The organism is Mucilaginibacter pineti (assembly GCF_900101875.1).
GTDB classification, from domain to species: domain Bacteria; phylum Bacteroidota; class Bacteroidia; order Sphingobacteriales; family Sphingobacteriaceae; genus Mucilaginibacter; species Mucilaginibacter pineti.
Genome location: NZ_FNAI01000005.1, coordinates 41640 through 57632, shown reverse-complemented (window position 1 = coordinate 57632; position 15993 = coordinate 41640). Strand labels below are relative to the sequence as shown.

General features: G+C 43.6%; 16 protein-coding genes. 11 read left to right on the top strand and 5 right to left on the bottom strand.

The genetic code is table 11. The features are described from left to right. Nucleotides 1-25: 25 nt before the first annotated feature. The 4 genes from BLS59_RS12615 to BLS59_RS12600 are packed head-to-tail and all read left to right on the top strand — an operon-like array spanning nt 26 to nt 5493. Entirely contained in the window at nt 26-1213 is a 1188-nt protein-coding gene (locus BLS59_RS12615) for a glycoside hydrolase family 130 protein (protein ID WP_394330844.1), read from the top strand. Continuing rightward, on the top strand, nt 1210-2553 hold the full coding sequence (locus tag BLS59_RS12610; RefSeq protein WP_240315227.1) for an AGE family epimerase/isomerase: 1344 nt from the start codon (nt 1210-1212) through the stop codon (nt 2551-2553). Before BLS59_RS12615 ends, BLS59_RS12610 begins: the two co-directional genes overlap by 4 nt. A gap of 14 nt (nt 2554-2567) precedes the next feature. Beyond that, nucleotides 2568-4307: an alpha-L-arabinofuranosidase gene (locus BLS59_RS12605; protein WP_143014121.1), complete on the top strand. Its 1740-nt coding sequence runs from the start codon at nt 2568-2570 to the stop codon at nt 4305-4307. Nucleotides 4308-4365: 58 nt separating this feature from the next. Beyond that, nucleotides 4366-5493: a glycoside hydrolase family 26 protein gene (locus BLS59_RS12600; protein WP_091149646.1), complete on the top strand. Its 1128-nt coding sequence runs from the start codon at nt 4366-4368 to the stop codon at nt 5491-5493. A gap of 70 nt (nt 5494-5563) precedes the next feature. On the opposite strand, the gene nhaA is transcribed toward BLS59_RS12600, so the two are convergent. After that, on the bottom strand, nt 5564-6865 hold the full coding sequence (nhaA, locus tag BLS59_RS12595; RefSeq protein ID WP_091149645.1) for a Na+/H+ antiporter NhaA: 1302 nt from the start codon (nt 6863-6865) through the stop codon (nt 5564-5566). A 123-nt stretch (nt 6866-6988) separates the two neighbouring features. Here nhaA and BLS59_RS12590 point away from each other — a divergent pair, with 123 nt between their 5' ends. Further along, entirely contained in the window at nt 6989-7258 is a 270-nt protein-coding gene (locus BLS59_RS12590; protein ID WP_091149644.1) for a hypothetical protein, read from the top strand. 2 nt (nt 7259-7260) lie between these two features. Here BLS59_RS12590 and BLS59_RS12585 read toward each other — a convergent pair whose 3' ends face one another. From BLS59_RS12585 to BLS59_RS12575, 3 genes are all read right to left on the bottom strand, one after another. Continuing rightward, nucleotides 7261-8415, bottom strand: a complete 1155-nt coding sequence (locus BLS59_RS12585) for an MFS transporter (RefSeq protein WP_091149643.1) — start codon at nt 8413-8415, stop codon at nt 7261-7263. A 157-nt stretch (nt 8416-8572) separates the two neighbouring features. Then, nucleotides 8573-9271, bottom strand: a complete 699-nt coding sequence (locus BLS59_RS12580; protein ID WP_091149642.1) for a hypothetical protein — start codon at nt 9269-9271, stop codon at nt 8573-8575. A 74-nt stretch (nt 9272-9345) separates the two neighbouring features. Further along, nucleotides 9346-10053 carry a DsbA family oxidoreductase gene (locus BLS59_RS12575; RefSeq protein WP_091149910.1) on the bottom strand — a complete coding sequence of 236 codons (708 nt, stop codon included), beginning with the start codon at nt 10051-10053 and terminating at the stop codon, nt 9346-9348. Between the two features lie 154 nt (nt 10054-10207). Here BLS59_RS12575 and budA point away from each other — a divergent pair, with 154 nt between their 5' ends. After that, on the top strand, nt 10208-11020 hold the full coding sequence (gene budA / locus BLS59_RS12570) for an acetolactate decarboxylase (protein WP_143014120.1): 813 nt from the start codon (nt 10208-10210) through the stop codon (nt 11018-11020). A gap of 2 nt (nt 11021-11022) precedes the next feature. Here budA and BLS59_RS12565 read toward each other — a convergent pair whose 3' ends face one another. After that, on the bottom strand, nt 11023-11322 hold the full coding sequence (locus BLS59_RS12565; protein ID WP_091149640.1) for a hypothetical protein: 300 nt from the start codon (nt 11320-11322) through the stop codon (nt 11023-11025). A 157-nt stretch (nt 11323-11479) separates the two neighbouring features. Between BLS59_RS12565 and BLS59_RS12560 the strand changes: the two genes are divergently transcribed. The 5 genes from BLS59_RS12560 (at nt 11480) to BLS59_RS12540 (ending at nt 15991) form a co-directional block, all read left to right on the top strand. Then, nucleotides 11480-11842, top strand: a complete 363-nt coding sequence (locus tag BLS59_RS12560; RefSeq protein ID WP_091149639.1) for a hypothetical protein — start codon at nt 11480-11482, stop codon at nt 11840-11842. Between the two features lie 274 nt (nt 11843-12116). After that, nucleotides 12117-12476, top strand: coding sequence for a hypothetical protein (locus BLS59_RS12555; RefSeq protein ID WP_205411257.1), 360 nt, complete (start codon nt 12117-12119; stop codon nt 12474-12476). Between the two features lie 103 nt (nt 12477-12579). After that, entirely contained in the window at nt 12580-12936 is a 357-nt protein-coding gene (locus tag BLS59_RS12550; RefSeq protein ID WP_091149637.1) for a hypothetical protein, read from the top strand. A gap of 57 nt (nt 12937-12993) precedes the next feature. Further along, a complete protein-coding gene (locus tag BLS59_RS12545; RefSeq protein ID WP_091149636.1) occupies nt 12994-13365 on the top strand; it encodes a hypothetical protein in 372 nt (123 codons plus the stop codon). A 286-nt stretch (nt 13366-13651) separates the two neighbouring features. Continuing rightward, nucleotides 13652-15991 (top strand): TonB-dependent receptor, encoded by a 2340-nt coding sequence (locus tag BLS59_RS12540; protein WP_091149635.1) that lies wholly within the window; start codon nt 13652-13654, stop codon nt 15989-15991. The last annotated feature ends 2 nt before the right edge of the window (nt 15992-15993 follow it).

The following is a 15993-nucleotide window of genomic DNA, read 5'->3' as shown; positions in this document are numbered from 1 at the left end:
GATAATAATAGAATATAAAAAATATATGATGCAGGAATTTAAACAAAGATTGACCCGGTTGCAGCAGGAACAGCATCAGCTTATAACAAAGCCCAATGAAATTGCCGGAACAGGCAACGGGATCTTCGAGAGGTATAAAAACCCGGTACTAACGGCGGCACATACGCCCCTTAACTGGCGGTATGATCTGGACGCGGCGACTAATCCGTACCTGATGGAGCGATTTGGTATCAACGCGGTTTTTAACGCCGGTGCTATAAAATTCAACAACAAATATTTGATGGTAGCCCGTGTGGAAGGTGCCGATCGTAAATCATTTTTTGCAGTGGCTGAAAGCCCGGATGGCATCAGCAATTTTACTTTTTGGGAGTATCCGGTCAACCTGCCCCAAAGTACGGAGCCCGATACCAACGTATATGACATGCGCCTTACCGTGCATGAGGACGGCTGGATCTACGGGCTGTTTTGTACCGAAAGGCGCGACCCGGCAGCACCCGAACATGATCAATCAATGGCTATAGCGGCTTGCGGTATAACCCGCACTAAAGATATGGTAAACTGGGAGCGCCTGCCCGATCTTAAAACCAAATCGCCGCAGCAGCGTAACGTGGTATTACATCCCGAGTTTGTTAATGGCAGGTACGCACTTTATACCCGTCCGCAGGATGGGTTTATCAGCGCGGGCACGGGCGGCGGCATTGGCTTTGGTTTGTGCGATACCATGGAGAACGCTATAGTTGATCAGGAAACCATTATCGATAATAAAAATTACCATACCGTTTACGAAGCAAAGAACGGACAAGGCCCGGCACCCATAAAGACAGATAAAGGCTGGCTGCATCTGGCGCATGGCGTGCGTAACACAGCAGCCGGCTTGCGTTATGTGTTGTACATGTTCATGACCCAGTTGGATGATCTTACCAAAGTATTGCACAAACCCGGTGGCTATTTTTTAGCACCCGAAGGAGATGAACGCATTGGTGATGTATCAAACGTAGTGTTTTGTAACGGCTGGATAGCGGATGGGGACGGTACAGTTTATATCTACTATGCATCATCAGATACACGAATGCACGTTGCCACAACCACGGTTGATAAATTAATTGATTATGTAGTAAATACCCCTGCCGATGGTCTGCGCTCGTCTGCCTCGGTTGATGCCATATACCATATCATCAACAATAACAGAAACCAACACCAGTTGCAGGCATGATGAAGAGTAAAGGGGAACAGAACGGGATAAAAACAAAGGCTGCGAGCGATTCCCCTCTTGAGAGGAGTGGAGAGGTGTGTTCTTCAGGCAAACTGGCTAACACACCCCAGCCACAACACACTCCATCGCTCCCCCTCTCAAGAGGGGAATTGGACATTGTATGCAAAGCTTACAGTAACGAGCTTAAACAGGAACTAAACAACATCATCAGCTACTGGCAAAAAGATGCTCCTGATAATGTGAATGGTGGTTTCTACGGTAAAATAGACAATGAAAATAATGTTACCAAACAAGCACCCAAGGGATCGGTATTAAATACCCGCATCCTTTGGAGTTTTTCTGCCGCGTATAACCAAAAGCCCAATGCGGGATTACTGCAGATGGCAAACAGGGCTTATACCTATATCAACAAGCGTTTCATCGATCATGAGTTTGGCGGAGTGTACTGGTCGGTTGATTACAATGGTGCACCGTTAGATACCAAAAAACAGGTTTATGCCAGTGCATTTGCACTGTATGCGTTGAGCGAATATTACATGGCATCGGGTATAGAAACTGTTAAACAACAAGCCATCAATCTGTATCGCTTATTGGTTGATAAGAGTTTCGATACAGAAAGAACCGGCTATCTGGAGGCCTTTACGCGCGAATGGCAGCCAATAAGCGACCTGCGCCTGAGCGCTAAGGATGCTAACGAAAAAAAGACAATGAATACCCATCTGCATATCCTGGAGGCTTATACCAACCTGTACCGCATTTGGCCGAATATTGACCTAAAGGAGCAGATAACAATACTCGTAGATAATTTCCTCGATCATTTTATTGACGTAAGTACTAACCATCTGCTCTTGTTTTTTGATGAGGAATGGAACAGCCGGGCAGATACCGTATCCTACGGGCACGATATTGAAGCCACCTGGCTTTTGCTGGAAGCCGCGGAAGTTATAGGCGATGTGGAACGGGTAACAGCTATAAAAAAAATCTGCATGGAGATTGCCGATGCAACCATACCAGGGATAGATAGCGACGGCGGCCTTTGGTACGAATACGAACCGGTTGGTAACCATCTTATAAAAGAAAAACACTGGTGGGTGCAGGCCGAAGCAGTGGTTGGGTTCTTTAACGCATGGCAGGTTAGCGGCGATCAAAAATATCTCAACCTGTCGCTCAATACCTGGGCTTTTGTAAAAGATAAGATACTGGATAAACAGCATGGCGAGTGGTTTTGGGGCATCAATGCCTATGGTAATGTCATGCCCGGAGAAGATAAAGCAGGACTATGGAAATGCCCGTATCACAACAGTAGGGCCTGCCTTGAAATTATAAAAAGGACAAGCTAATGCACAATATTTATATGAAAAAATTAAACATACTCATAGGCGGGGTGCTGATCCTGGCGGGAATGACGGCTGCCTGTAAAAAGGACAGCAAAACCGTTCCGCCGGTAAACAATGGTGATGACAACGGTTCGACCGTAATTATAGCGCCTACTGAACCGGCAATAGCCAGCACCCAGGGCTTTTTCCTGGATAACTGGGAAGCAAAAACATGGAGTATCAGCAACACAAAAGCGGTGGGCAAATCCTCGGCTGGTAATATTACAGTGAGTGTTGATCTTAGTCAGCAGATCACTAAGGTGTCTAAATATATCTATGGAAATAACCTTAACCCCTTCATGGGGCAAATGGTTACCGAACCCGATCTGATGGCGAACATAACCAACCTATCGCCCAATGTTATCCGGTTTCCCGGCGGCAGCTTGTCAGACGTTTACTTTTGGGATGATAATAAAGCCCCGGCCGATGCACCTGCGCAACTGTCCGATAACACCGGTACTTATACCGATGCCGGTTACTGGTTTGGCAACAATACCGCCAGTTGGACGCTTACGCTGGATAATTATTATGCCATGCTGCATCAAACCAACAGCACCGGGCTAATTACGGTCAACTACGGCTACGCCCGCTATGGCACAGGTCCTCACCCTGATGAGGCGGCGGCGCATTTGGCTGCCCAATGGGTTAGGTATGATAAAGGGCGCACTAAATTATGGGAGGTTGGCAACGAAAATTACGGTAACTGGGAGGCCGGTTACCGCATTAACCGTCAGCTTAACCAGGATGGCCAGCCCGAAATACTAACCGGACAGGTGTATGGTACCCACTTTAAAGTTTTTGCCGATTCGATGCGTAAGGCAGCTGCTGAGGTGGGCAGCACCATTAAAATAGGCATCGTATTAACCGAAACCAACGACCAAAACGCCGGTGTGCGTAACTGGAATGCTGGTGTACTTTCGGCGGCAGGTAACACCCCCGATTTTTTTGTGGTGCATAATTATTATACCCCTTATCAGCAAAATTCAACACCTGATGTAATACTGGCTACCCCAACCACGGTTACAAGCGATATGATGAACTGGGTAAAAACATCGGCACAAAACGCTGGTGTTACCCAAAAACCTGTAGCGTTAGATGAGTGGAATATCTTTGCCACCGGGTCAAAACAAATGGTATCAAATGTGGCAGGCGTACATGCGGTAATGGTGTTGGGTGAGGTGCTGAAAAATCAGTTCAGCATGGCAAGCCGCTGGGATATGGCAAACTGGTGGGACAATGGCGATGATCACGGCCTGTTCAGCAATTCGGGCAACCCAGGCGGTGCAGAACCCGGCGCGCCCAAGTGGAGCCTCCGTCCGGCATTTTATTACCTGTACTATTTCCAAAAATTCATAGGCGATCATTTGGTCAGCTCGTCAACCGCCGGCAGTACCGATGTGGTGAGCTATGGTTCGTCATTTACTTCGGGCGAGGCAGGGGTAATCCTCGTAAACAAAGGCAGTAACGATCATCTGGTGAACGTGAGTTTCAAAAATTTTGCAGCTGGCAACAACTATTATTACTACACGCTTAATGGCGGTACAGATAATGCACCTTTTTCGCGCAAGCTATATGTTAATGGCATTGGCCCCTCCGGTGATATGGGCGGCCCGGCAACTTATACCAGCATCCCGGCAAATTCATCGGCTATTAAAGGTGGCATAGTGGTAACTGTACCTGCAAGGGGAGTAGTTTTTTTAGTGGCAAATAAAAAATAGGCAATAAGCTGTTAAACCATAACAGCACAAATGAGTTTGGTAATTTAAGCGTTTTGATATGAGGCTATTTTTGAAGTATATTACGGTATTTGTTTTAACATTTTACGGTTTGGAAGCACAGGCACAATTATTTAGTCCGAGTGATAAAAAGGCTACTCCCGAAACGCGGGCGCTGTTTTACAGTATGCAGCGGTTAATGGGTGCCGGGGTGCTTTTTGGTCATCATGATGATACGGCCTACGGTGTGGGCTGGAAGTTTGAACCCGGCCGGTCTGATGTGAAAAGTGTTACCGGATCGTACCCCGCGGTATACGGGTGGGATCTGGCTAAGATAGAGCACGACAGCATTAATGATATAAATGGCATCCCCTTTAAATTGCAGAAACAACTGGTAAAGGATGTTTACGAGCGGGGCGGTATCAACACTTATTGCTGGCATATGGATAATCCCGCCAACGGTAAAACCGCCTGGGATACCACGCAGCGTACGGTTAAAGACCTTATCCCCGGTGGCGCTTACAATAGTGTTTATGTTAAGTACCTGGATAGGGCGGCTGCCTACATGGCCGATCTGAAAGGTGCAGATGGTGAGGCGATCCCTTTACTTTTCAGGCCGTTTCATGAGCTTACCGGCAACTGGTTTTGGTGGTGTAAAAATACCAGTACCCCCGATGAATTTAAAACTCTTTGGCGTTTCACTATAGATTATCTGCGCAACACCAAAAAGCTGCATAACCTTTTAATTGTGTATTCCGTGGCCGATTTTGATTCGGAAGAACAATTTCTGGAACGATATCCCGGCGATGAGTATGCCGATTTCCTGGGCTTTGATAATTACTGTTACAAAAGCGTGCCGGATTATCAGTCTAAATTAGACAAGCGCCTGGGTATTTTGGATAATATAGCTGCTAATCATCACAAACTGGCTTGCCTGCCCGAAACCGGTTACGAGCGTATCCCACAGGCAGACTGGTGGACAAAAGTGTTGCTGCCCACCATTGCCAAACATAAAATAAGCTACGTGCTGGCATGGCGAAACGGTCGTACAGATCATTATTATGTGCCCTATGCGGGGCAGGAGAGTGCGGATGACTTTGTGAAATTTTATAACAGTCCGCTAACTATGTTTCAAAACAGATTAACCGGATTGAGCGTGTACGGGAAACCGAATTATAGTATCAAGTAGTTAGTATCATGTATCAAGACACAGAGAGTGTACAATCAGCGAAATCAAGGGAATCAAAATAAATCAACGGTCATGATTTCCTCAACACGATCACGCCTAATAGTCCGGCTATTAATGAGGCCAGCAATATACCATACTTAGCCTGATCTACCATTTGGGGATGGGCGGTAAAGGCAAGGCCGGATATAAATAACGACATGGTAAAGCCCACGCCAGCCAGCAGGGCTACACCGGCCATTTGTTTCCATGTAGATTTTGCAGGTAATTGTGCGCCAAATTTTACCATTAGCCAGGTGGCCAATAGTACGCCGATGAACTTGCCCACCAATAAGCCAGCAGCTACACCCATACTCACCGGGTTAAGCAGGGAAGAAAAGAAATCGGCCCCTATAATTATGCCCGCATTGGCCAGCGCAAAAAGTGGCATCACCACAAAAGCAACCCAGGGATGCAGTGCATATTCAATTTTTTGTAAAGGGGTTTCGGCATTGGCACTCAGGCTTTTTATTTTTTCAATAGCGTCATGTTGTTCGGGCGTGGTTAAGGTGCTGTTGTTGGGTATTTCCTTTTCAAATACTGTTAATAGTTTGCGCAGACTCTCCGCATAGCTTTTTTCGTTAATTAATGTACGCGCCGGGATAGTAAAAGCCACCAGCACACCAGCAATGGTGGCATGTACGCCCGATAATAGAAAAGCTACCCAAACTCCAAACCCAATAACAAGGTAAAAAGCGATACTTCGTATTCCCATTTTATTGCCGATGAGGAGGAGGACTAATAATCCTAATCCGATGCTTAACGGTCCAAATGATATGTGTGCACTATAGAATATCGCGATCACTAACACTGCACCCAGATCATCGGCAACGGCCAGGGCCGACAAAAATACTTTTACTGAAGATGGGATCTGTTTGCCCGCAATTGACAACAATGCCAATGCAAAAGCTATATCCGTAGCCATGGGAATACCCCAGCCATGTTCCGAATTGGCATCTTTATTAATGAAAAAGTAAATAAGCGCCGGTATCAGCATCCCACCTAAAGCCGCCACCATGGGTAATGAGGCCTTTTTGAGGGATGATAATTCGCCAGCCATAAATTCACGTTTTAGCTCAAGCCCTATCACGAAGAAAAAAACAGCCATCAAGCCGTCATTTATCCAAAGATGAAGGGAATGATCGAGTGCATGGCCGTTAAAACCCAGACTAAATTTAAGATCCCAAAGGTGGTGATATGAATTGGCAAATGGTGAGTTTACCCAGATGATAGCAACGAGCACGCTTATAAAAAGCACTATGCCGCTGGTATGCTCCTGGTGTATAAACCTGCTTACCGGGGCCGTGAGTTTTTCAATAGCTGATTTTTGCCTCATTGCTGCCTAAATTAAGGAAAATATAAGGTATCAAAGTAGCAAATATGAGTTTTAGCTCTTTGGCTTCCGTAAAATATTTAAAACCAATCCTATCCCCAATGCTTTTATAATAAAAACAGTGTTATGAGTGCATATCAGCAAAAATGGATAGCTATTTTGAATAATGCCCACCTTGCCGGGTGGACTATTGAAGACCGCGACGGCGATGTTTTTATTGACATGCCACACGTTACCGATTTGAAATTGATACGCGATAACCTGCCGCAAACCCTGGGGCTTATGGCATTAGATATAAACTTACCCAAAGAGCGATTGAAATTTATTATCCACAACGGGCACGAGCAGTTTGAATATCTCCTTAATCCTGCCGATGCCGATCTGAATACGGAATAAGTTTATAATTTGGCTTTGGTAGATACCACCACTACAGATACACCCATAAGCGCTATCAACACAAAGGATGCCCTTAATGTAGCTATACCTGCTATAAAGCCTATTACCGGTGGCCCTATTAAAAAGCCCATAAAACCAATGGTTGATACCGCAGCCAAAGCTACGCCGGGCTGCATGGTTTTTGATTTACCAGCGGCGCTGTACACCATAGGTACAACGGATGATACACCTGCACCAACGAGCAAAAAGCCCGCTATAGCGGTATATAAGTAAGGGAAAATTACAGCTATTGCCAAACCTGCGGCGGTTAAAGAGCCGCTTACCTGCAAGGTGCGTTTTAAGCCGAAACGATGTGCGAACCAATCGGCTACGAAACGGCCACCAGCCATAGTGAACATAAATGCGGTGAATCCAATACCCACCAATGCTGTTGGGGCAAGTACTACTTTTTTAAAGTAGATAACGCTCCAATCAAACATGGCCCCTTCACATATCATCGAACAAAAAGCGATGACACCTAATTTTATTAATGATTTGTCGGGCATTACAAATACTGGTCCGGCGCTGGCTACTTTATCATCCTTTAAATACCGGGCGGCTATTACAACGCCGGCGGCTATAACCACCATCATCAGTAAAAAATGATGGAAAGGGGCAATGCCATTGGCTATCATAAAAGTACCTATACCGGCACCGGCGAAGCCCGCCAAACTCCATAAACCATGAAATGAAGCCAGTATTGGTTTCTGATAAATTTGTTCGGTGGCCACGGCCTGTGTGTTTACAGATATATTAACCGCGTTGCTGCTAAAGCCAAAGCAAATAAGGCATACAATAAGCTGAAAAGTATTTTGCGCCAACCCAAGTGTAACCAATGCTACCGCATAAACTAACAGCGCACCTATAAGCAATTTACGGCTGCCAATTTTGGTGATCAGCCAACCCGAGAACGGAAGGGAAAGCATTAAACCTACCGGCAATGAAAACAGTACAGCCCCCAAAGCAGCGTCAGACAAACCCATTGTTTGCTGTACACTGGCAATGCGCGATGCCCAACTGGAAAAGCTTAGGCCCGCCATAAAAAACATAGCGCCCACGGCTATACGAAGCTGTAGCCTTGTATTTACTGATTGTGTTTTTATTGGCGTATCTATCATTTCCTATCAACTAAGTGTAAAAAGTACACTTAGTTTTATGAACGCAAATATAGGTTATATTAATTGTATTTGGTACAAGTAATAAGGTTTTTTACTTTTAGATGGATTTGCAGTAATTAACTGGCTTTGAATGGATTAATTATTACCTTTTAATTGACTATAAAAGATTTTCCAAGCGTACGGTTGCTTCGCCTGCTACCAGGGTTAATGGTGGGCCTGTTTTATCTACCGGGTATAACAGGCACGAGAAGGTGAGTTTTATTTTTATACTGTCATCGAAACCAAGCTCCTTTGGTATTGGGGTTGCCGACACTATTGTTACGGTTCCGGTCTGGGTTGCCAGCGCGCTGGTATACATCTTTCCGGTTGCATCTACATAGCTGATGGTTATATATTTAGTATCACGACCATTATTCTCTACTCCGAAATTCCATTGCTCCGGTTTAACTAAACTGTTAAATGCATCTGCGCGGTCGCCATCAGGCAAAACATGGAATGTGCCTATCTCAATACCTATTTGCGGCTGAAAGTTTTTCGAATCGGAAATTGTAGCTATCAGGCTCCCCGTAATTTCGCCCTGATCATTTGAAGTAGCGCCTGCCGAACCGGTAACCCAGCCGTTAAAACCATCTGTAGTTTGCCAGTTTATTTTAGCGCCGTCTAACGAGCAGGTAAAGTAGTATTCTCCCGGCGTTGCAGGATTGTCCGGATTAGTGCCTGTAGTATCTGGTGGATGATAACCTTTTATGGGGATGGTATTGGCCTCAGTTGGTGTTACAGGGTAATCGAGCTTGCAACTGCTAAACGAGATGGTCAATAAAAATAAAGCCCCAATTGTGTAGTACAGGTTTTTCATAAGCGCATTAAAAAGGTACGTATTAGCCTTTTACGTGCTTTATATATAATAGTTTTAACTATGTGTAAATATTATTATCCGCAATCGCCATCGGGTGTGCATGATTCACCTTCAATAATGGTAAGGCTTGGCTTGGGATTTTCCTGCTGCCATTCGTTAAACGCGGTTTCGATGGTTTGGGTAAATACAGGTACGGCTTGCGCGCCCGAAATGCCATATTTATTGTTCACCACAAAAAACGGAACACCACGAATCCCTAATTCCTGGGCTTCAATTATATCGTGCTTTACATCGGCGGCAAAGGTGTCACTGCTAAGGGTTTGTTTGATTTCTTCGGCGTCGAGGCCTATTTCGGTACCTAATTGTACCAGGGTATCGTTATCGTCGATATTTAGTCCGCGGGTGAAATAGGCGTTAAATAATGCTTCTTCGGCGGTATCACCCAAACCATGTTGTTTTGCCAGGTGGCTAAACCTGTGGGCGTTAAAGCTGTTAGCCACAACCGCAGTGTCAAAATTATAAGTCAACCCAACTTCGGCGGCCATTTGGGTAACGTGGCTGTTCATTTCCCTGGCATATTCCAGCGTCCAACCCTTTACATCGGCAAGGTATTGTGTAATATTTACAGACGGATCTGTTTTCATATCCGGGTTTAACTGAAAGCTTTTCCATTCAATCTCTACCTGGTCGCGGTTTTCAAATTGCACAAGTGCTTCTTCAAACCTGCGTTTGCCAATGTAGCAAAATGGGCACATCACATCAGACCATATTTCAATTTTCATATCCTGTTTCCTTTTTTTAACTGTACACAAATTTAGTATATAGGGCGGCCATCCCCGTAAGGCTAAAGTAAAATTTGGTTGCCGGTAATCAACATAAATTATTTGCATACATGGTGGTAAAACAATTGCTTTGCAGTATAAAAAAATCCTTATCATGCTTAAGCCTTACAAGTATTTTTCTCTGCTGATTATCTGCATTTTCATGGCCTTACAAGGCATGGCGCAGCAAAAAACTAAACCTTTAAATACGCATGGCGGTAACCTGTTCAGTGCGGGTTTCGCGGCTGGCTTTATAGGTGGCTTGTACGATGCGTTTTATCCGTATAAACAGCTTTTAAAACAAGGCGATTTTGGATTGGGTGCCCCCGGAAAACTTGATGGCGAATTGCTGTTACTTAATGGTAAACTTTACCAAACCCAGGCTACCGGGAAAACAACACAACTGATAGATACCGGGAAAACACCATACGCTGTGGTATGCTTTTTTCAGCCAAAAAAGGTTTATAAAAGAACCGGAGAATTGACCAAAGCAGGGCTGTTTAGTTATTTAGATAGTTTGCTTACCAACACTAACGGTATTTATGCCATACACATTAAAGGTAAATTTAGGCTGGTAAAAACCCGGGCCTTTCCTCCCGTTGAAAAACCTTACCTGCCACTGGCAGCCATGTTGGACAGGCAACATTTTTTTAACCACACCGATATCGACGGCGATCTGGTAGGTTTTCGCACACCTGCATTTATGGAGGGTTCATTTATTACCGGGTATCATTTCCATTTTTTATCTGCCGATAAAGCTAACGGGGGGCACATGATAGACGTAATAACGCAGGATATCACTGTTGAGATTGATCTATTGAACAGCTATACCATGCAACTGCCGCAAACAACAGACTTTAACAACTTCGACTTTAAGAAAGACCGGAAGGATGATATTAAAAGCGTAGAGAACGGCAAAAAGCAATAGGGTTATCCTTCAATAATAGCAATTATTTTACTGATATCGCCGTCGTTAGGCAATTCATCTGCAGTTATATTGGGGTAATATTTATTCAGAATTTTTTGAATAAGCAGGTAGCTTTCAATAGATTGTATAGGAGGGTTAGCCAATTCATTGATAATAGAACCAACCATTTTGATCTTTTTTGCTTCGTACTGGTTCAGTACAAATTCAGAAGTCTTTTTTTTACGACTGGCCAAAATCAATTCATCAAGTTTCTTGATATCTTCAATCAAGTCCATCAGCTTTAGTACTTCCACTTTTTTCATCGTGCCAAAATTAAACAAATATTTGCCCCGCTAAATAACAATAAGTTAATATATCAAAATAAAAAAGACGTTAATGCAGCTCCCGGCACATTGTAAAATAATTTTCAGCTAACTATCCTTTAATGTAAATAGCTTATATTGGGTAAAATTAAACCACATGAAAAAAACGATTGTTACTACCGCTTTATTAGTAAGTTGCTTTATGATATGCCTTGCCGCCGTTGCAGACCTTAGCGGAAAATGGGCCGGAAAAGTTGATGTTCAGGGCACCCAATACCCCTTGCTTTATGATTTTAAAGTTGATGGTGAAAAACTAACCGGAACGGCTTTAACGCCGGATGGCAACGTAGATATTACCAACGGAAAAATAAAGGGCGCCGACTTTTCATTTAATGTAGCAACCAGCGGTATGGATATAGCCCACACGGGCAAGTTATATGCCGATTCGGTAACTATTGATCTGGATATAGATGGTTCAAAACTACATTCGGTTTTGAAAAGACCGGTTGATAAAAAATAACCTCTTATAAAAACATTAAAAAGCGCCCTATTAAACAGGGCGCTTTTTTTGTATATGGAGGTTGAATATCTTAGTTCGCTCATTTAATCTGCGTGTTCACTCATTAAAATTGTCTGTTGGAGTAGTTTAAAACTATAAGCTATAAATAAACACTAACTTAGTTTCTTAATTTATTGAAAATCAGTAAGTAAAATGTCTATTTAATAGTAAGCCGTTGAAACTACTTCTCGATTTTATTAAAGGGGTCATTGTTATTTTCCTGGCTTTTATTGTGGTGTTGCTGGTAAACTTACCGCATGACATTATTATAAATTCAATCACAGAAGGCTCTGCAAAAAAGCATGTCCCTATTGGTACTCAGGCGGAGCTCATCTCTATTGTAATTGTATTTTTAGCTGGTTTTTTTGCTTGTATGTTGGTTTGCGCATTGGCGGGTACGCAACGTAAAATATTATTGATAGTGCTTGTTTGTCTTTTTCTTTTTGCCGATCTGTTTTCTGTATTTACTGACCTTGTGCATACCAGTTTATTTTACCGGATAGCTATTGTTGCAATTGTTCCTTTAGAGATTTGGGCGGGATGTGGCGTTGTTAAAAAACGCAAATATATAATGGCTACTACACTAATCATTTAACGATATTATTTCTTTGATTTTAATCCAGTAGAAAACTTTTTAACCAAATGATTGTATCAGTATTGGCCGGCAGTTTTTTGCATGGTCCAAAATACAATCCCCCATGAAAAAGAAGACCTTTGTAACTACCCTTGCTTTATTGTTTTTTGTCGTTTGTTATGCGGTCACAATTGATATCAGCGGCAAGTGGACAGGTATCCTGAAAATGAAAGATGGTCATGATATGCCGTTGAACTACACATTTAAAGTTGATAGTGACAAGTTAACCGGTACAGCCCTAACACCGCAGGGAGAAGTGAAGATCACCGACGGAATGATCAACGGTAACGATTTTTCTTTTAACGTGCCGGTACCAAATGGAAATGCTCCCCATACAGGCAAAATATATGCCGACTCGTTAACCCTGCACATTGTTTACAAAGGCGAACATTTGGCCGCCACTTTAAAACGGAGCAACTGATAATAGTTTAAAATTTACGTTGATTATTAACTGTATTCAATTTACCTTTGCGGCAACATGCTGCAACGTATAACAGCCTATTTACTCATCTTTTCGCTGGTCACGGTCAATTTCTCGCATTTGTTTATTTATGCGGGTTTTGAAATGAACAGGAATTACATTGCCACCAAGCTTTGCGAAAACAGGGACAAGCCCTGGATGCATTGCGATGGTAAATGCTATTTCATGAAAAAGATAAAACAGGCAGAGGACAAGCAGGCCAGCGATGAAAGGCAATCGCAAAAGAGCCTCTTTCAGGAGGTTTACGTGATCAGTACAACGGTCATTAAATTTCACTCCCACCTGTTGCAAGTAATTGTAACCCCGTACAACAGCACCTTACCGGTTAGCCCTGTCGGTACTGTTTTCCGCCCTCCGCAGTTAGGATAATCCTCATTTTATTTCCCGGTTTTTTGATTGATGGCTTTGCGATCCTTTCGCATGGACAATGGTTGATATGCATTGATTAATTATATCATGGCATTTACCCACTATGTCATTGCGAAGAACAAAGCAATCCCATAGGATAAGTGCAGACTTTGCATGCGTGTTTTAGACTTACGAAGTTTTTAAAACTTCGTAAGTCTGGGCCTTATTGCATCGTAGCCATAACAAAAGCCGCTATAACTATCCCGATTTTTTTACACGCGGGGCAAATGCCCTATATACACTTTGTATGAAAAAATATTTCATCCTGTTTATCCTATTTACACTTTTTAATAAGCTTACTTACAGCCAAACAACTATACATCTTACAGTAACCGATGCCAACACCCACGAAGCCCTTGCAGGTGCCATGATATATAATAATGCCAATGGCGTTAAATTAGGCGCTACCGATGCTAAGGGAACTTTTGCCATTAGCCAGGGTGTTGCTCAGGTAAGGCTCACTATGGTGGGCTATAATCAACAGATTGTCAACATTACCGGTAATCGGGTTAATGCAGCGCTGTCGCCATCTACTTTAGATCTTCAGCCCGTTGTGGTAACCGCCAGCCGCGAAGGGCAGGCACGGCAGGATGCGCCCATCGCTATCAGTAAAATAAACTCTACCCAAATAAAAGATACCAAGGCTACCGCCTTGTACCAACTGTTAAACAAAGTTGCAGGCGTTTACATGGTTGATCTGGGTAACGAGCAACACACGATGGCCATCCGCCAACCCATTACTTATAATGCCCTGTATTTATACATGGAAGATGGTTTGCCTATCCGCCCTACAGGCATCTTTAACCATAACTCGTTGTATGAAATTAACATGTCGGGTGTTAAGGATATCGAAGTGATCAAGGGGCCAGCCTCATCACTTTATGGTAGTAATTCGATAGGTGGCGCAGTAAACTTTATTACCCAGGGGCCGCCTGCGGGTTATGCAGGCAACGTATCCGTTCAGGGTAATAATTATCACTACCGCAGGGTTGATGCCGATGGTGGTTTTACTCAGGGAAAATTTGGATTGTATATCGGTGGCTACGTCGCCCACCAAAAAGATAGCTGGCAGGACTATTCCAACTTTGATAAATACTCAGCAAATTTTAAAACCACTTATGATTTTACGCCTGCTACCCGTTTAACCACTTCGGCAGCGTATAATTACCTCAACACCCAAACACCAGGCAGTTTAGATAGTACCCGGTTTTATAGCCGCAGTTACGGCGCAAATCAGCGTTTTACTTATCGTAAGGTTGAGGCATTTCGGGCAAGTACCAGGCTGGATCATAAGTGGGATGACAAGAATAGCACCTTTGTAACCCTGTTCTTCCGCGATAATTCAACCGCGCAGCTGCCCAGTTATTATATATCAGATGTGAGGGATAACGCAGGTAATTACCAAAGTTCAAACGGACAGGTTAACGATCAGAAGTTTCAAAGCTACGGTCTGCTGGCGCAGCACCGTGCCGATTTTGATTTCCTGCATTCGCGCCTTATTGGTGGTGTTTATTTAGACGATAGCCCAAGTTCATACTACGCCCAGTATCTGGATATAAACAAAGATGTAGCTAATAACTATTACACAAGCTTTACCAACACCGGCAAGTACATTGATAATTATGGTATTAAATTGTTCAATACCGCAGCCTATGTTCAGTACGAAATTAAACCCTTAGCGGCATTGCGCATAGTTGGCGGTTTGCGTTATGATAGGGTGCATTACAATTTTACCAACAGCCTCCCTGCCAACGAAACCAAGTACAAACAGCAGGAAACAAACACCTTTAATATTGTTGCACCGAAATTGGGTCTGACGTATGATCTGGGTGCTAACAAAGGCTTTTATGCCAACTACAGCGTAGGCTTTCAACCGCCAGAAACCGGCGATCTGTATAGCGCAAGGCAGCTTACTCCCCTAAAGCAAGCCACATTTGATAATTATGAGTTGGGTGGCTGGTTTTCGGCATTTGATAAGATGTTGTATTTTGAAATGAGCTTGTTCGACCTGGAAGGCCACAACGAAATCATTAACCAGTTATTGCCAGATAATACCACCCAAAACCAAAACGCGGGTGCAACCCGTCATCGCGGTGTGGAATACGCTTTAACAATTGCCCCCGTTAAGGAGCTTACCTTCAGGTTTAGCGGCACCAATGCAAGGCATACCTATGTTTCCTATAGTGAAGTAAGCACCAACTATAGCACTAACACCAGCACGGTTAAGGTTTACGATGGCAACCGCATGAACAACGCACCGGCATGGATAGCTAATTCCGAGCTTACTTACAAGCCATTGTATCTTCCTGGTTTTAGGATAGCGGGCGAATGGCAGCACATCAACCAGTATTATACAAACCCGGCTAACACCAAAACTTACAGTGGTTATGATATTTATAACTTACGTTTGGGCTATACAGTTAAAAGCAATGTGTTAAAAGGGGCGGGGATCTGGTTCAATGTGCTTAACGTTACTGATAAGCTTTATGCAACCACGGTAACCAGCAATCAATATGGCGATACTTATAATGCCGCCGCACCGCGCACATACACTTTAGGAATCAGTTATTCGTTTTCAAAATATTAATT

Excerpts from the sequence above, each read along its gene's own strand:
- BLS59_RS12615 (WP_394330844.1), top strand. The coding sequence starts at position 26 with ATGATGCAGGAATTTAAACAAAGATTGACCCGGTTGCAGCAGGAACAG.
- BLS59_RS12610 (WP_240315227.1), top strand. The coding sequence starts at position 1,210 with ATGATGAAGAGTAAAGGGGAACAGAACGGGATAAAAACAAAGGCTGCG.
- BLS59_RS12605 (WP_143014121.1), top strand. The coding sequence starts at position 2,568 with ATGAAAAAATTAAACATACTCATAGGCGGGGTGCTGATCCTGGCGGGA.
- BLS59_RS12600 (WP_091149646.1), top strand. The coding sequence starts at position 4,366 with ATGAGGCTATTTTTGAAGTATATTACGGTATTTGTTTTAACATTTTAC.
- nhaA (WP_091149645.1), bottom strand. The coding sequence starts at position 6,865 with ATGAGGCAAAAATCAGCTATTGAAAAACTCACGGCCCCGGTAAGCAGG.
- BLS59_RS12590 (WP_091149644.1), top strand. The coding sequence starts at position 6,989 with ATGAGTGCATATCAGCAAAAATGGATAGCTATTTTGAATAATGCCCAC.
- BLS59_RS12585 (WP_091149643.1), bottom strand. The coding sequence starts at position 8,415 with ATGATAGATACGCCAATAAAAACACAATCAGTAAATACAAGGCTACAG.
- BLS59_RS12580 (WP_091149642.1), bottom strand. The coding sequence starts at position 9,271 with ATGAAAAACCTGTACTACACAATTGGGGCTTTATTTTTATTGACCATC.
- BLS59_RS12575 (WP_091149910.1), bottom strand. The coding sequence starts at position 10,053 with ATGAAAATTGAAATATGGTCTGATGTGATGTGCCCATTTTGCTACATT.
- budA (WP_143014120.1), top strand. The coding sequence starts at position 10,208 with ATGCTTAAGCCTTACAAGTATTTTTCTCTGCTGATTATCTGCATTTTC.
- BLS59_RS12565 (WP_091149640.1), bottom strand. The coding sequence starts at position 11,322 with ATGAAAAAAGTGGAAGTACTAAAGCTGATGGACTTGATTGAAGATATC.
- BLS59_RS12560 (WP_091149639.1), top strand. The coding sequence starts at position 11,480 with ATGAAAAAAACGATTGTTACTACCGCTTTATTAGTAAGTTGCTTTATG.
- BLS59_RS12550 (WP_091149637.1), top strand. The coding sequence starts at position 12,580 with ATGAAAAAGAAGACCTTTGTAACTACCCTTGCTTTATTGTTTTTTGTC.
- BLS59_RS12545 (WP_091149636.1), top strand. The coding sequence starts at position 12,994 with ATGCTGCAACGTATAACAGCCTATTTACTCATCTTTTCGCTGGTCACG.
- BLS59_RS12540 (WP_091149635.1), top strand. The coding sequence starts at position 13,652 with ATGAAAAAATATTTCATCCTGTTTATCCTATTTACACTTTTTAATAAG.